Raw genomic sequence first — 15,221 nt, 5'->3', positions numbered from 1 at the left:
ACCCGGCCGGCGTGAGGCAGGCCGCTCAGCCCAGCCGGACGACCGCCTGCGCCTTGGCGAGGACGGTCACGCCTCCGGACGTCACGGTGAGGTCGACCCGCACGGACCCCTCCCCCAGGTCGACGGCGCCCACCTTGCCGGCCACCTCGACCTCGGCCGTCCCGGGGTCCGGCACCTCGACGGGACGGGTGAAGCGGACGCCGTACTCGACCACGGCTCCGGGGTCGCCGGCCCAGTCGGCGACGGCGGAGCCGGCCAGCCCCATGGTGAGCATGCCGTGGGCGATGACCCCGGGCAGGCCGACCTCGTGGGCGAAGCGGTCGTTGTAGTGGATCGGGTTGAAGTCCCCGCTCGCGCCGGCGTAGCGCACCAGGCGGTCGCGGTCGACGGCGTAGGTGCGGCGGAAGAGCTCCGCGCCGGCCTCCAGCTCGGTCAGCAGCGGCCGGGCGCCGCGGGCCAGGGTCTCGTTCTGCTCGTTCACTTCTCGGCCCCCCTCACGGCCAGGACGGACGTCACGGTCGCGACCGGCGCGTCGGCCTCGTCGGCGATCTCGGCGCGCGTGGTCACCAGCGTGATGCCGCCGCGCTCCAGGATCTTGTCCACGTGCACCGTGGTGCGCAGCCGGTCCCCCGCCACGATGGGCCGGTGATGGACGAAGCGCTCCTCGGCGTGCACCACCCGCGAGAAGTCGATGCCCGACTCCGGGGCCGCGACGTAGGCCTGCTCGGCCCGCTGCGCCAGGACGACGGCGAAGGTGGGCGGGGCCACGACGTCGGAGTACCCGAGGGCCCAGGCGGCGTCGGGGTCGGTGTGGGCCGGGTGCGTGGCGCCGGTGGCCGCGGCCATCTCCGCGATCTTGACGCGGGAGACGTCGTACGTCTCCGTGGGGGCATAGGAACGCCCCACGAGCGTCTTGTCGACGCCGGTGGGGCGGGTGCTGGACTCGGTCATCGCCCCAGACTAGAGGGGCGCGACCGCGTCGGTCAGCGGGTCTCGCGGTGCGCGGTCTTCGCGTTGCAGCGCGGGCAGTACTTCGCCAGCTCGAGCCGGTCGGGGTTGTTCCGACGGTTCTTCTTGGTGATGTAGTTGCGCTCCTTGCACACCTCGCAGGCGAGGGTGATCTTGGGGCGGACGTCAGAAGACTTGCTGGCCACGGCTTTTCCTCACGTTCGGCTCGGTTGCGAGCGGCCATACGGCTGCTTCGTCATTCACTGGTCTCTGTAGCGGGGGCGGGGCTCGAACCCGCGACCTCACGATTATGAGTCGTGCGCTCTCACCAACTGAGCTACCCCGCCGCGTCCTGACGCACCGCCGTCGTCAATCATACGGCGGTCCTCCAGACCAGAGCCCCGAAAGGGAATCGAACCCTTGACCTTCTCCTTACCATGGAGACGCTCTGCCGACTGAGCTATCGGGGCAGCGCGGACGAGCCTACCTGCCCGAGTGCCCCGGTGTGAAATCCGGGGCGGGGCCTACGGGGGTGAGTCCTCTCACACCCGCCACGCCCCTCCGGAAACCCGCCGCCGCGGTGCTGCGGCGGGTCCCCGTCGGACATGACAGCGGCCCAACGACGGTCATCCGTCGGTGGGCCGGTCCGTGGCGAGTGCAGGATTCGAACCTGCGAAGCATTCCGCGGCTGATTTACAGTCAGCTCCCTTTGGCCGCTCGGGCAACTCGCCTCGCACCTCGGAAGGTGCAGATGGAACGATAGCAAGAACCCCGGGGTGCCCGATAACCCGCGCCGGGCGACGAACGTCACAGCCCGTCGCTTCTGGCAGTCTCGGACATCCAGACCGTCACGCACTCACACCGCAGGAGCCCGGACATGGCCGACTCGTCCTTCGACATCGTCAGCAAGGTGGACCGTCAGGAGGTGGACAACGCCGTCAACCAGGCCGCCAAGGAGATCGCCCAGCGCTACGACTTCAAGAACGTCGGCGCCTCGGTCAGCCTGTCCGGCGACGCCGTGACGATGACCGCCAACTCCGAGGAGCGGGTCAAGGCGGTGCTCGACGTGCTCCAGACCAAGCTCATCCGGCGCGGCGTCTCCCTCAAGGCCCTGGACCTCGGCGACGGCGAGCCGAGGGCCTCCGGCAAGGAGTACCGGCTCGTCGGCTCCCTGAAGGAGGGGCTCAGCCAGGAGAACGCGAAGAAGATCACCAAGCTGATCCGCGACGAGGGCCCGAAGGGCGTCAAGGCGCAGATCACCGGTGACGAGGTCCGGGTGAGCTCGAAGAGCCGTGACGACCTGCAGCAGGTCATCACGCTGCTCAAGGGCGCCGACGACATCGACGCGGCGCTGCAGTTCGTGAACTACCGCTGAGCCCAACTACCGCTGAGCCTCCTGGGCGCCTTGGCGATCGCCCTGGCGAGCCCAGGCTGGGGCTACGTGCCGCGCGGACACCGGCTTCCGGCCGCGCGGCACCAGCTTCCGGCGGTGCGGCTACGCGGCTTCCGGCGGTGCGGCTACGCGGCTTCCGGTGGTGGGGTCACCGGTGGGACCGAAGAGATGGCCGTTCTGGTTCGAAAGTTGACCGTTTCGAACCAAAACCTCAACCTCGTGCGGATCCCACCCCGGCTCGCCTGAGCGCAGCCTCGATCTGCTCGCGCACGTACCAGGGACGGTCCACGAGCTGCCGCCAGCTGAACCGCAGCACGGTGTAACCGGCCAGGGTGAGGGCGTTCAGCCTCTCCCGGTCGGCGTCGAAATCCTGGTGCGCCGCCCGGCCGTCTACCTCGACGATCAGCCGCGCGGCTCGGAAGAGTACGTCGGCACGTGCGAGCAGCCGCCCGTTCACGACGATGGGTTGATCGGCCTCCCAGTCACCGATGCCGGCTTCCCCCAAGATCTTGTGCAACCGGCGTTCCGCCTCGCTCAGAGCTCCCGAGCGGGTGTCGGCGAGCAGGCGCTGCAGCTGCACCACACCGGGCTTTCCACGACGTTCCTCAGTCGCGGCGACCAGCTCAGGAAGCGTGAGTATGTCCCTGGTGCGCACCCACGCCATGAGTCTCTCCGCCTCCTGGTACGGCAGCAGCGCGCAGCAGTCGATCGCCGTGCGCCGCGGACTCGTGATCCGGAACGAGAGGAACCGGCGGACCTCACGACGGTCGACCGTCAGATAGTGAGGCGCGAGGCCACGGCTCTTCCGTCGCTTCTCCGGCACGAGAACGTGAGCCAGCCCGTCGTCGCGCACCGGCATCCCGTGCAGAATCGCAGCGGTACGCAGGCACAGCACGGCATCGGGCCACGTCAGCGCGGCGCCCACTGCCCTGAGCCGGACGGGATCGATGACGCCAGGGGCACGATCCGCGGCGGTAAATGCCGCGCCGACGACGTGCACCCAAGCTCCGGCCCGAATCCGGCCACGCACCACTCCGCGGGCCAACCCCGCGGACGACGCCATCTGGAGCGTGAAGACGCCCAGCACCGCCGTCCGCCTCAGCCGTTCGTCGGCTTCGGCAAGGGCCCGGTTCTCCATGGACGGCAGCATGGTTCCTCGGGCCACGTCCGCTCTGGCTCTATCCACAGCACCGTCGCGCCTGGCACGGACGTGCACCGCGGGCAGTCACCGCTCCGCGCCCGGGCGTGAGTCGGCGGTGCCGGTGCCGGGGCCGGTGCCGGTGCCGCTGCCGCTGCCACCAGAAGACCAACGAGTTGGCCATTTTGGTTCGCAGAAGGACCGATCCGAACCAAAACGTCCAGCTCGTCAACCGTTCGGGCGGTAGCGACATCGCAGTACGCGTGCGGCGCGCCTACCTGCGTCCCGCCGCCGTGCCGGTGCCAGGTGTCATGAGATGGCCATTTTGGTTCACGGAAGGACCGATCTGAACCAAAACGGCCAGTTCGTCAGCCCTCGGGACGTTGCGCACGAACCTGCGAAACCGCCACTCGTCGGCGGTGCAGAACATCGGCAGCGTCGCGGCACGAAGAAAGTGCGATACCGGCGCCATGCCCTCCGGCAGGGGGCTGCGGACCGTCAGTAGCCCGCCATCCGCTCCAGCCGGGCGATGCGCTCGTTCATCGGCGGGTGCGTGGAGAACAGCTTCGTCACGCCCCCGCCGCCCCGGAACGGGTTGGCGATCATCATGTGGCTGACGTTCTCCATGCGCTGGGTCGGCTGGAGCGGCCGTGCCGCGGCGCCGGACTCGATCTTGCGCAGGGCGGAGGCGAGCGCCAGCGGGTCGCCCGTGAGCTGGGCGCCGTCCTCGTCGGCGTCGAACTCGCGGGTCCGCGAGATCGACAGCTGGATCATGGTGGCCGCCAGCGGTGCGAGCAGTGCGGTCGCGATCACGGCGATCGGGTTGGCCCGCTGGCGGTCGCCGCCGCCGAAGAACAGCAGGAACTGCGCGACAGCCGTGATCAGGCCGGCGACGGCCGCCGCCACGGAGGACGTCAGGATGTCGCGGTTGTACACGTGCATGAGCTCGTGCCCCAGCACCGCCCGCAGCTCGCGCGGCTCGAGCAGCCGGAGGATCCCCTCCGTGCAGCACACCGCGGCGTTCCGGGGGTTGCGCCCCGTGGCGAAGGCGTTGGGCTGCGCCGTCGGCGCGATGTACAGCCGGGGCATCGGCTGCCGTGCGGCCGTGGCGAGCTCTCGCACCATGGCGTACAGGCCCGGCGCCTCGGCCTCGCTCACCGGACGCGCCGCCATCGCGCGGATCGCCAGCTTGTCGGAGTTCCAGTAGCTGTAGAACGTCGAGATCAGCCCGATCCCGGCGAAGATCCAGATGAACGACGAGCTGCCCGTGCCGTTCGCGATCAGACCACCGACGGCCAGCAGGAGCACCCACATCGCGGCGAACAGCAGGGTGGTCTTCAGGCCGTTGTTGAAGCGGCGGTTCATCTGTGGCGTTCCTCCTCATGACCGGCTCACCTGCCACGGATCACACGCAGGCCTGCCATCTGGTACAACGCGTCTCACCCCCGGTACGTTCCCTACTCTTGGCGCCATGCGCGCGTACCGGACGGGGGGCTCCCACGACGCCGGTCGTGCGAACCCGTACCGCGAGCTGCTGGCCCAGGGGCCGCCGAGCACGCGTCCCCGTGACGACGTCGCACCTCCCGCGACCGGCATGCCGCCCCTTCCCGACGGCGCCGCCTCCACGGCCGGCTCTCCCCCTCCGGCGGGGTCGCTCCCTACTGTCGACGGGGCACGGTCCGCGGGTCGGGCCGGGGCACCGGTCGCCGGTCAGGCCCACCCCTCGGTGACCCGGAACGACGTGAAGGTCGTCCTGCCAGGCAAGCTCTCCCCACGCCCTGCTGGGTCCACGCCGGCTGGTGCTGCCGAGCTGTCGGCATCCAGGGCCCCAGCCAGGCCCGCAGCCGCCGCCGCGCCCGGGACGCCGGCAGCGCCCTCAGTGGCGGCCGTGGTGCCTGCAGCGCCCTCAGCGGCGGCCGTGGCGCCTGCTCCGGCCGCTGCCGTGCCGTCACCGCAGGCCGTGTCCTCGTACGGCGCGGCTGAGGCGCACGCCTCGCCCGGCCCGAGCGCGCACGCTCCCCGTCGGCGGACCCCGCGGCGGCGGTTCCGCCGGTACTACGGGTCGGCCGCCTGGCTCATCTTCGGCCTCGGCATCGGCGGGTTCTTCATCGCCGGCGTCGCCATCGACCGCCTCGGCGCGTGGGACCACGAGGTGCCCCTGCAGGAGGACACCGCGCTGTCGTTCCCCCGGTCGTCGGAGCGCTGGATCTGGGTGCCCGAGGAGCACGTGGACGACATCGTCTGCACGGGCACCGACCGCAGCGGCGCCAACCTGCCCATGCGCCCCGCGCTCGGCTACGACCACGACGACTACTCCTCGGCGTTCCGCTTCCCCACCGGCGACGGCACCGTCACCCTCCGCTGCGACGCCGCACCCTCCCCCGCCAGCGCGGGCTGGACGCCGACCGGTGCCGAGACCGTCCGGGTTGCCGAGCCGGTGGACCGGAGCCGGGACGTGCCGTTCCTGCAGGCGGCGTTCATCGTCATGCTGGGTGGGCCGGCACTCGGCGTCGTGATGTTCGCCGGCACGCTCCTGGCCCAGATCGGGACGGGCGTGGCGCGTCTCGTCGCGTGGGTGAGGCGGAGACGAGCACGTCGGCTGCGGGCCACGACGCAGGCGGGTCCGCGCTGAACAGCCCGACGCAGACCGCCCGCACCGAGCAGCACCACGCCGGCCGGCCCGCACGGACAGCACCAGGCAGGCCGGCCCGCACGGAACAGCACGACGCCGGACGGAAGCTTCCGTCCGGCGTCGTCCAGAGACCTGTCTCCGTGGATGGGGCACGATGCCCGCGCGGTGTCCGCCCTGACCGCAGGGCGGCTCAGCACTCAGTAGAGGATGCCGTCGTGCTCCTCGCCGCGGGAGATGGCGGTCATGGTGTCGCGGTGGACGACCTTGATCCGCTCGCGTGGGCTGTCGGCGTACTCGGCGCCGAGGGACTGCTCGTACGCGTCGAGCAGCTCCCAGCCCTGCCAGGTCGTGTAGCGCACGCCGGCCGCCTCCAGGGCGGCGAGCATCGCGTCGTGGCCGACCTCGGCCTCGTCCTCGGTGCGGGCGTGGAGCAGCCCGGCCTCGGCGTCGGCGACCACGTGCCCGATGGTCTGGCGGGCGTCGGACTTGGTGGAGCCGATGAGGCCCACGGGGCCGCGCTTGACCCAGCCGGTGGCGTAGACGCCCGGGAGGTACTCGCCGTCCTCGCCGAGGACGCGCCCCTCGATGTTGGGGATGACGCCGCGGATCTCGTCGAAGGGCAGGCCCGGGACCGGGGAGGAGAAGTAACCGACGGCCCGGTAGACCGCCTGGACGGGCGTGTCGACCATCTCGCCGGTGCCGCGCACGTTGCCGTCGCCGGTGAGCTCCGTCCGCTCGGTGCGCAGGGCCTCGACCTTGCCGTTGCCGAGGATCTCGACGGGCCGGTGCAGGAAGTGCAGGTGGATCCGCCGCGAGGCGGTGAGGTCCTCCTTCTCCTTCAGCGTCCAGTCGATGAGGGTCTTGACCACCTGCTTGGTCTGGTTGGAGGAGCGGATCGCCTCCTCCGAGCCCTCGTCGAACTGGAAGTCCTCGTCGTAGACGATGACGTCGACGTCGGGGACCTGGCCGAGCTCGCGCAGCTCCAGCGGGGTGAACTTCACCTGGGCGGGCCCGCGGCGGCCGAACACGTGCACGTCCGTCACAGGGCTCTTGCGCAGCCCCTCCGCGACGTTGGCGGGGATCTCGGTGGGCATGAGGTCCTCGACGTGCTTCGCCAGCATCCGGGCGACGTCCAGCGCCACGTTCCCCACGCCGATCACCGCGACCTCCTTGGCCTCGAGCGGCCAGGTGCGCGGCACGTCGGGGTGCCCGTCGTACCAGGAGACGAACTCGGAGGCGCCGTAGCTGCCCTCCAGGTCGACGCCGGGGATGTCGAGCGGGGCGTCCCGGTCGGACCCGGTGGAGAAGATGACGGCGTCGTAGTGCTTCTGCAGCTCCTCGAGCGAGACGTCCTTGCCGACCTCGACGTTGCCGATCAGCCGGATGTCCCCGCGCTGGAGGATCTTGTACAGCGCGACGATGATCTGCTTGATGCGCGGGTGGTCGGGCGCGACGCCGTAGCGGACGAGACCGAACGGCGCGGGGAGGCGCTCGAACAGGTCGATGTTCACGTCCAGGCCGGACTTCGACAGGATGTCCGCGGCGTAGATGCCGGCAGGGCCGGCGCCCACGAGTGCCACGCTCAGCGGGCGGGAGCTCGTCACTGGTACCTCTCGTCTGTGGTGTGCCGCCCGGCGCGCGAACACGCGCGCGTGTCCAGGGCGGAGCTGTCCGCCGTCCAGTGTATGGGCACTCGTGCGCACCCCGGGCGCGCAGGGACCGAGATCACACCTGGTTCCGGCCGGAACCCGGGACGGGTACGGCGGAGCCGCACCTGACCCCGGTCCCGCGTCTGCCGCCAGTCCCGCGCGTCTGCCGCCAGTCCTGCGCGTCTGCCGCCCAGTCCCGCGTCGCGTCGGCGTTCGCCGGCCCGTCCGGTTTCTCGCGGGCCGCCCGCCGTGCCAGAGTGCGCACCGTGACCGCCGCGCCCTCCCCCGCCGCCGGCGCGGGGCCCGACGAGCCGGGCCTGGACCGGACGGGCCTCGCCGTCGGGCTGTCCGCGTACCTGCTGTGGGGCGCGTTCCCGCTCTTCTTCCGCCTGCTGGAGCCGGCCGGGGCGGTCGAGATCGTCGCGCACCGGGCCACGTGGTCCCTGGGCTTCTGCCTGCTGGTCCTCGCGGTGACGCGTTCGCTGCGCTCGGTCCTCCCGGCGCTGCGGGACCGGCGCACCCTCGCGACCATCGCCGTCGCCGCCGTCCTGGTCGCCGTCAACTGGCTGACGTACGTGTACGGCGTGAACTCGGGCCGCACGGTCGACGCGGCGCTGGGGTACTTCATCAACCCGATCGCCACGGTGGTCCTGGCGGTGGTGGTCCTCGGCGAGCGGCTGCGGCCCGCGCAGTGGGCGGCGTGCGCGACCGGCGCGATGGCGGTCGTCGTCATCGCCGTCGGCTACGGGCAGCTGCCCTGGATCGCCGTGTGCCTGGCCGTCTCGTTCGGTCTGTACGGGCTCGCGAAGAACCGCGTGGGACGCACGGTCGGCGCGCTGCCGGGCCTCGCCGTCGAGACGGCGGTGCTCTTCCCGGTGGCGGCCGGCTTCCTCGTCTGGCTCGCCGCGACCGGGCAGGGCGCGTTCGGCGACGACGCCGGCCACAGCGCCCTGCTCGCCCTCTCGGGGCCGCTCACCGCGGTGCCGCTGCTGCTCTTCGGCGCCGCGGCCCGCCGGCTCCCGCTGAGCGTGGTCGGGATGCTCCAGTACGTCACCCCGGTGCTCCAGCTGGCGGTAGGGGTGCTGATCTTCCACGAGCCGATGCCGCCGGAGCGCTGGGCCGGCTTCGTGCTGGTGTGGGTGGCGATCGCGATCCTGAGCGTCGACGGCTACCGGCACCGCCCGCCGCGGGTCCCGCGCACGCGCAGGGCCTGAGACGGGCGCCTCAGGCGCGCCGTCCACCGCTCGGGCGGCGCCGACCCCTCAGGCGAGCCGGTCCACCAGCAGCCCGGCGAACGCCGCCAGCGCCTCCTTGACCGACGAGTCCGGCAGCGGGTCCAGCTCGGCCACGGCGTCGCGGGCCCACTGCTCGGCGAGCTCGCGCGCCTGGCCGACGACCTCGTGGTCGCGCAGGTCGGCGACGACGGCGCGCAGGGCCTCGTCCGAGGCCAGCTCGTCGGCGCGGAGCCGGTCGAGCACACCGGAGCCGCGGTCGTCGAGGGTGCCGTTCGCCGCGCGCTCGCGCAGCAGCAGGACCGGCATGGTGTCGACGCCCTCCCGCAGGTCGGTGCCCGGCGTCTTCCCGGTGACCGCGGCGTCGGAGGAGAGGTCGATGACGTCGTCGGCGAGCTGAAACGCCACACCGACCTTCTCGCCGTACCGGGCGAGGAGGTCCGCGACGTCGGTCCCGGCCCCGGAGAACGCGGCGCCGTACCGGGCCGAGGTGGCGATCAGCGAGCCGGTCTTGTCGGCGAGCACCCGGATGTAGTGCGCGACCGGGTCCTGCCCGTCGGCCGGCCCCAGGGTCTCGTGAAGCTGCCCGAGGCAGAGCCGCTCGAAGGTCTCGGAGTGCACGCGGACCGCGTCGGCCCCGAGGTCGGCGACCATGCGCGAGGCCCGCGCGAAGAGCAGGTCACCGGTCAGGATCGCCACCGAGTTGCCCCACACCTCGTGCGCGGCGGGCGCCCCGCGCCGCAGCGGCGCCGAGTCCATGACGTCGTCGTGGTAGAGCGTGGCCAGGTGCGTCAGCTCCACGGCGACGGCGGCGGTGCGCACGCGGTCGTTCGCCCCCTCCCCCAGCTGGGCCCCCAGCAGGGTGAGCAGGGGGCGCAGCCGCTTGCCGCCGGCGGCGGCCAGGTGGGAGGAGGCGGGGTCGACGAGGGAGTCGGCGCCGACCACGGCACGGGCCAGCCGCTCCTCGACGTCGGTCAGCTCAGGCTGCAGCCGGGCTTCGAGCTCGGCGTCGCCCAGGGGGAGCATGGAGGCATTCACAGGAGGAACCGTACCTACGGCAGGAAGGTCTGGGCCTGCGCGGCCATGTCGAGCACCGGGCCGGGCAGCACGCCCAGCAGCACGGTGCCCACCGCGCACACCGCCACGGCCACCGTGGTGAGCCCCTCCGAGGACACGACCGCGACCGTCTCCCCGTCCGGCTCCGTGAAGAACATCAGCACGATGAGCCGCACGTAGAAGAACGCCGTCGCCGCCGAGGCCAGCACCGCGAGGACCACGAGCACGGTCTGCCCGCCGTCCACACCGGCGGTGAACACGGCGAACTTGCCCATGAACCCGGCGGTGAGCGGGATGCCCGCGAAGGAGAGCAGGAACAGCGTCATCGCGACGGCGGCCACCGGGTTGCGCCGGCCGAGACCGGCCCACTGGGACAGGTGGGTCGCCTCACCGGTGACGTTCCCTGCCGTGTCACGCTCGCGCACGAGCGTGACGACGGCGAACGCGCCGACCGTCGCCAGGCCGTAGGCCAGCATGTAGAAGATCACGGAACCGATGCCGGAGCTCTGCAGCGCGGTGACGCCGATGAGGATGAAGCCGGCGTGCGCGATCGAGGAGTACGCGAGCATGCGCTTGACGTCGGTCTGGACGATGCCGACGACGGTGCCGACCAGCATGGTGAGGATGATCACCGCCCAGAAGAACGGCGTGAGGTCCCAGGAGAGGTCCGGGACGACGACGTACACGAACCGCAGGAGGGCGGCGAACGCGGCGAGCTTGGTGGCCGCGGCCATGAACCCGGTGATGGGGGTGGGCGCGCCGGTGTAGACGTCGGGCGTCCACGCGTGGAAGGGCGCCGCGCCGACCTTGAAGAGCAGGCCGACGATCACCAGGATCGTGCCGGCGAGGAGCATCCCGTCCATGCCGACGGTGGCCGGGACGGCCTGGGCCAGGCCGGAGAAGCGCACCGTGCCCGAGTAGCCGTACAGCAGCGCGATGCCGAAGATCACGAACGCCGAGGTGAACGCGCCCAGCAGGAAGTACTTCAGGGACGCCTCCTGCGAGAGGAGACGACGGCGGCGCGACAGCCCGGAGAGGACGTACAGCGGGAGCGAGAGCACCTCGAGGGCGATGAACAGGGTGAGGAGGTCGCCGGCCTGGGCGAAGACGAACATGCCGGCGAGGGCGAACATCGTCAGCGGGAAGACCTCGGTCTGGGCCATGCCCGACCGGGTGGCGTCGGCCTCCTCGGCCGAGCCGGGGCGGGCGGCCGCCTGGGCGACGAACGCCCCCTCGCCGGACTCGGTGCGGTCGGCGATGACGAGCAGGCCGACGAGGCCGACCAGGGCGAGCACGGCCTGCGCGGCCAGCGCGGGGCCGTCCTCGATCACCGAGCCGCCGACGACCTCGCGCGGGCCGTCCGTGCTCACGACGGTCCAGCGCCAGACGACGGCGACGAGCGCGCCGGCCGTGGCGAGCAGGCCGAGCACGAGCTGGACCACCCGCCGGCTGCGGCGCGGCGCGAACGCCTCGACGAGCACCCCGACCACGGCGGCGCCCGCCAGGATCAGGGTCGGGGTGAGCGCGGCCCAGTCGATTTCCGGGGCGACGAACGTGTTCACTTGCTGCTCCCCTCCTCCACGGCGCCCGCCGGGAGGGTTCCGCCGTCGGCGGTGTCGATCGAGCTGGGCTGGGTGATGGCGAGACCGGCCGCCACCGGCCTGACGGCCTCGATGACCGGCGCCGGGTAGAAGCCGAGGAAGAGCATCGCGGCGACGAGCGGCGCGAGCACCCACTTCTCCCGGGCGCCGAGGTCAGGCATGCGCAGGAGCGTGGGCCGCGTCGGTCCGGTGAAGATCCGCTGGTAGGGCAGCAGGATGTACACGGCCGCGATGATCACGCCGAGCACCGCCACGGCGGCGGCGACGATGGAGACCCGGTAGGTGCCGAGCAGCACCATGTACTCCGGGACGAAGCCGCTCAGCCCGGGCAGGGCGAGGGACGCCAGGCCCGAGACCAGGAACGTGCCGGCCAGCACCGGGACCACGCGCTGCATGCCGCCGTAGGCCGGGATCTCCTGGGTACCGCCGCGCTGGGTGAGGAACCCGGAGACGAGGAAGAGCGCCGCGATGGAGACGCCGTGGGCGACCATGTAGAGCATCGCGCCGGTCAGGGCCACCTCGTCCCGGATGAAGATGCCGAGCACGATGAAGCCGAAGTGGCTCACCGAGGTGAAGGCGACCAGGCGCATGATGTCGCGCTGCCCGACGGCGAGCAGCCCGCCGTAGATGATCGAGATCAGCGCCAGGGCGATGATCACCGGCGCCGCCCACCGGGAGGCCTCCGGGAACAGCGGCAGGCACAGCGTGATCATCCCGAAGGTGCCGACCTTGTCCAGCACGCCGACCAGCAGCACCGAGGCGCCCGGTGGCGCCTGCTGCGCGGTGTCCGGCAGCCAGGTGTGCACCGGCCACATCGGGGCCTTGATGGCGAAGGCGATGAAGAAGGCGAGGAAGAGCAGCCGCTCCCCGGCCACGGAGGTCTCGACGTTGCCGACGAGGTTGTCGATGAGGAAGCCCTGCTCACCGCCCGGGCCCACCAGGTACAGCGCGACCACGCCGACGAGCATGATGAGCCCGCCCGCGAGGGAGTAGAGCAGGAACTTCAGTGCGGCGGTGCGCCGGCGCGGGCCGCCGTAGTTCCCGATGAGGAAGTACACCGGGATCAGCATGGCCTCGAAGAGGATGTAGAAGAGGAACACGTCCCGGGCGGCGAAGACCGCCACCATGAGCGCCTCGAGGGCCAGCACCAGGGCGACGAAGCCCATCTGCCGCCGCTCGAGCACCGCGCCCTGCGGGACCGCCTCCTGCTCGCGCCAGGCGGCCGCCAGCACCAGCGGCACCAGGAACACCGACAGCAGCACCAGGGCGAGCCCGAGCCCGTTGACGCCGAGGGCGTAGGAGACGCCGAGCTGCGGGATCCAGGAGGCGAGCTCGGTGAGCTGCACCTCGCCGGCGGCACCCATGTCGAACTGGGTGGTCATCGCCACGGCGCCGAGCAGCACCAGCAGCGAGACCGCCAGCCCGTACGGGCGGGCCACCTTGTGCAGCGGCCGGACCAGCCACAGCACGGCGGCCGCGGCGAGCGGCACCACGATCAGCAGCGTCAGCCAGGGCAGGGCTGCCTCGTTCATCGCATTCATGACTTTTCCTCTACCTCTTCCCAGACCTCAGACTCGCGAGGCGAGGACGACGACCAGGCCCAGGACGACTCCGCCGAGAACCATCCCGGCGTAGGAGCGGACGTACCCGTTCTGGGCGCGGCGCAGCACGCCGCCCATCCCGGAGGTGCCACGGGCGACGCCCATGACGGCACCGTCGACGACCGCCGCGTCCGCGTAGACCAGGGACCTGGTCAGGTACTGGGAGGGACGCATGAACGCGCCCTCGTTGACGTTGTCCTGGTACAGGTCCTGCCGGGCGGCGCGCGTGAGCGCGGACCCCGCCGGGGCGACGACGGGCACGGGGCGGGCGCCGTACATGCGCCAGGCCACGAGTGCGCCGACCAGGACCAGGACGATGGTGGCGACCATGATCACCGGCACCGGGAGCACGGGCTCGTGGTGCTCCACCGCACCCGTGACCGGCTCGAGCCAGGTGACGAACCCGCCGCCGAGATTCATGAGGAACCCGAGCGCCACGGACCCGACGGCCAGGACGATCATCGGGACGGTCATCAGCAGGGGGGCCTCGTGGGGGTGCTGCTCGGCGCCCTCCTCCGCCGTCGTCCACCGCTTCTCGCCGTGGAAGACCATGAAGAAGAGCCGCGACATGTAGAACGCGGTGATCCCGGCGCCGACGAGGGCGACGGTGCCGAACACCCACGCCTGCCAGCCCTCGGCGGCGAAGGCGGACTCGATGATCTTGTCCTTGCTCCAGAACCCGGACAGGCCCGGGAACCCGATGATGGCGAGCCAGCCCATCATCATCGTGATCCACGTGATCTTCATGTACCGGCTCAGGCCGCCGAAGCGGCGCATGTCGACCTGGTCGCTCATGCCGTGCATGACGGAGCCGGCCCCGAGGAACAGCCCGGCCTTGAAGAAGCCGTGGGTGACGAGGTGGAAGATCGCGAAGGCGTAGCCGATCGGGCCCAGCCCGGCACCCAACATCATGTAGCCGATCTGGGACATGGTGGAGGCGGCGAGCACCTTCTTCATGTCGTCCTTGGCGGAGCCGACGATCGCCCCGAACAGCAGGGTGATCGCACCGACGATCGCGACGACGAGCAGCGCGGTCGGGGCGCCGTTGAGGATCGGGCCGGAGCGGACCATGAGGTACACCCCGGCGGTGACCATGGTGGCGGCGTGGATGAGCGCCGAGACCGGCGTCGGGCCGGCCATGGCGTCCCCGAGCCAGGCCTGCAGCGGGAACTGCGCCGACTTGCCGCAGGCGGCCAGCAGCAGCATCAGGCCGATGGCGGTCAGGACACCCTCGTTGGCGCCCGCGGCGGCCGGCAGCACGGTCGCGAAGTCCACGGCGCCGAAGCCGGCGAACATGGTCATCATGGCCAGCAGCAGACCCACGTCACCGACGCGGTTCATGATGAACGCCTTCTTGGCGGCCACGGCGTAGTCGAGGTTGTAGTTCCAGAACCCGATGAGCAGGTAGGACGCCAGGCCCACGCCCTCCCAGCCGACGAAGAGCAGCGCGTAGCTGTCCGCCAGCACGAGCAGCAGCATCGCCGCCACGAAGAGGTTGAGGTAGGCGAAGAAACGGCGCCGGTCGACGTCGTGCGCCATGTAGGCCACCGAGTACAGGTGGATCAGCGAGCCGACGAACGTCACCAGCATCACGAAGGTCAGCGACAGCGGGTCGAGCCGCAGCCCGGCGACGACGGTCAGCTCGCCGGCGGGGATCCAGCTGAACAGGCGCTGGTCGATGACCCGCCCGTCCGCGGGCAGGCCGAGCAGCTGGACGAGGATCGCCAGGCCGACGACGAAGGAGATCACCGGCGCCAGGACCCCGAGCCAGTGGCCCCAGCGGTCGGTCCGGCGGCCGAGCAGGAGGAGCACCCCGGCGGAGACGAGCGGCGCGGCGACCATGAGCCAGGCGAGGCTGGCCGCCCCGGTCGGCGCTGCGCCCGCCGCGGTGGAGGTGGCCGCGGGCAGCGCACCCGGCAGGGCGGTCAGCACGCCCGGCAGGGAGGTGGACACGGTTGTAGAACCCAGCAT

The 15,221-nt window shown here is 71.6% G+C and carries 13 protein-coding genes and 3 tRNA genes; 3 read left to right on the top strand and 13 right to left on the bottom strand.

Going from position 1 to position 15,221, the window contains the following annotated elements:
* Window positions 1-25 precede the first annotated feature (25 nt).
* The 6 genes from ATJ97_RS14295 to ATJ97_RS14270 all read right to left on the bottom strand — a co-directional run bounded on the left by ATJ97_RS14295 (window position 26) and on the right by ATJ97_RS14270 (window position 1,679).
* Window positions 26-481: a MaoC family dehydratase gene (locus ATJ97_RS14295; RefSeq protein WP_245862550.1), complete on the bottom strand. Its 456-nt coding sequence runs from the start codon at window positions 479-481 to the stop codon at window positions 26-28.
* Window positions 478-951: an FAS1-like dehydratase domain-containing protein gene (locus ATJ97_RS14290; protein WP_098484309.1), complete on the bottom strand. Its 474-nt coding sequence runs from the start codon at window positions 949-951 to the stop codon at window positions 478-480. The genes ATJ97_RS14295 and ATJ97_RS14290 overlap by 4 nt, the downstream gene beginning before the upstream one ends.
* Window positions 952-983: 32 nt before the next feature.
* A complete protein-coding gene (gene rpmG / locus ATJ97_RS14285; protein ID WP_098484308.1) occupies window positions 984-1,154 on the bottom strand; it encodes a 50S ribosomal protein L33 in 171 nt (56 codons plus the stop codon).
* A gap of 67 nt (window positions 1,155-1,221) precedes the next feature.
* Window positions 1,222-1,295: transfer RNA gene (locus ATJ97_RS14280), tRNA-Met, on the bottom strand.
* Window positions 1,296-1,345: 50 nt separating this feature from the next.
* Window positions 1,346-1,418, bottom strand: a tRNA-Thr gene (locus ATJ97_RS14275).
* A gap of 179 nt (window positions 1,419-1,597) precedes the next feature.
* Window positions 1,598-1,679: transfer RNA gene (locus ATJ97_RS14270), tRNA-Tyr, on the bottom strand.
* Window positions 1,680-1,825: 146 nt separating this feature from the next.
* Between ATJ97_RS14270 and ATJ97_RS14265 the strand changes: the two genes are divergently transcribed.
* Window positions 1,826-2,323: a YajQ family cyclic di-GMP-binding protein gene (locus ATJ97_RS14265; RefSeq protein ID WP_098484307.1), complete on the top strand. Its 498-nt coding sequence runs from the start codon at window positions 1,826-1,828 to the stop codon at window positions 2,321-2,323.
* Between the two features lie 229 nt (window positions 2,324-2,552).
* Here ATJ97_RS14265 and ATJ97_RS14260 read toward each other — a convergent pair whose 3' ends face one another.
* Window positions 2,553-3,479 carry a DUF559 domain-containing protein gene (locus tag ATJ97_RS14260; RefSeq protein ID WP_170037481.1) on the bottom strand — a complete coding sequence of 309 codons (927 nt, stop codon included), beginning with the start codon at window positions 3,477-3,479 and terminating at the stop codon, window positions 2,553-2,555.
* Window positions 3,480-3,977: 498 nt separating this feature from the next.
* A complete protein-coding gene (gene htpX / locus ATJ97_RS14255) occupies window positions 3,978-4,844 on the bottom strand; it encodes a zinc metalloprotease HtpX (protein ID WP_098484305.1) in 867 nt (288 codons plus the stop codon).
* A 577-nt stretch (window positions 4,845-5,421) separates the two neighbouring features.
* Between htpX and ATJ97_RS14250 the strand changes: the two genes are divergently transcribed.
* On the top strand, window positions 5,422-6,111 hold the full coding sequence (locus ATJ97_RS14250; protein WP_143427036.1) for a hypothetical protein: 690 nt from the start codon (window positions 5,422-5,424) through the stop codon (window positions 6,109-6,111).
* 197 nt (window positions 6,112-6,308) lie between these two features.
* Here the strand turns inward: ATJ97_RS14250 and ATJ97_RS14245 are convergent, their stop codons facing one another.
* On the bottom strand, window positions 6,309-7,715 hold the full coding sequence (locus tag ATJ97_RS14245) for an FAD-dependent oxidoreductase (RefSeq protein WP_098484303.1): 1,407 nt from the start codon (window positions 7,713-7,715) through the stop codon (window positions 6,309-6,311).
* A gap of 311 nt (window positions 7,716-8,026) precedes the next feature.
* On the opposite strand from ATJ97_RS14245, the gene rarD reads away from it, so the two are divergent.
* The gene (gene rarD / locus ATJ97_RS14240) at window positions 8,027-8,974 is read left to right on the top strand and encodes an EamA family transporter RarD (protein ID WP_245862547.1); all 948 of its coding nucleotides are present in this window, start codon (window positions 8,027-8,029) and stop codon (window positions 8,972-8,974) included.
* Between the two features lie 48 nt (window positions 8,975-9,022).
* Here the strand turns inward: rarD and ATJ97_RS14235 are convergent, their stop codons facing one another.
* Genes ATJ97_RS14235 through nuoL form a run of 4 tightly spaced genes read right to left on the bottom strand, consistent with a single transcriptional unit; the run spans window position 9,023 to window position 15,221 of the window.
* A complete protein-coding gene (locus tag ATJ97_RS14235; protein ID WP_098484302.1) occupies window positions 9,023-10,018 on the bottom strand; it encodes a polyprenyl synthetase family protein in 996 nt (331 codons plus the stop codon).
* Window positions 10,019-10,044: 26 nt separating this feature from the next.
* Window positions 10,045-11,610 carry an NADH-quinone oxidoreductase subunit NuoN gene (gene nuoN, locus ATJ97_RS14230; protein ID WP_098484301.1) on the bottom strand — a complete coding sequence of 522 codons (1,566 nt, stop codon included), beginning with the start codon at window positions 11,608-11,610 and terminating at the stop codon, window positions 10,045-10,047.
* On the bottom strand, window positions 11,607-13,190 hold the full coding sequence (locus tag ATJ97_RS14225; RefSeq protein ID WP_098484300.1) for an NADH-quinone oxidoreductase subunit M: 1,584 nt from the start codon (window positions 13,188-13,190) through the stop codon (window positions 11,607-11,609). Before ATJ97_RS14225 ends, nuoN begins: the two co-directional genes overlap by 4 nt.
* A gap of 27 nt (window positions 13,191-13,217) precedes the next feature.
* On the bottom strand, window positions 13,218-15,221 hold the full coding sequence (gene nuoL, locus ATJ97_RS14220; RefSeq protein WP_098484299.1) for an NADH-quinone oxidoreductase subunit L: 2,004 nt from the start codon (window positions 15,219-15,221) through the stop codon (window positions 13,218-13,220).

Origin of the sequence: Georgenia soli (assembly GCF_002563695.1) — a bacterium.
Lineage (GTDB): Bacteria > Actinomycetota > Actinomycetes > Actinomycetales > Actinomycetaceae > Georgenia > Georgenia soli.
Note: the sequence above shows the minus strand (reverse complement) of the source record. Positions and strands in the feature narration are given on the sequence as shown.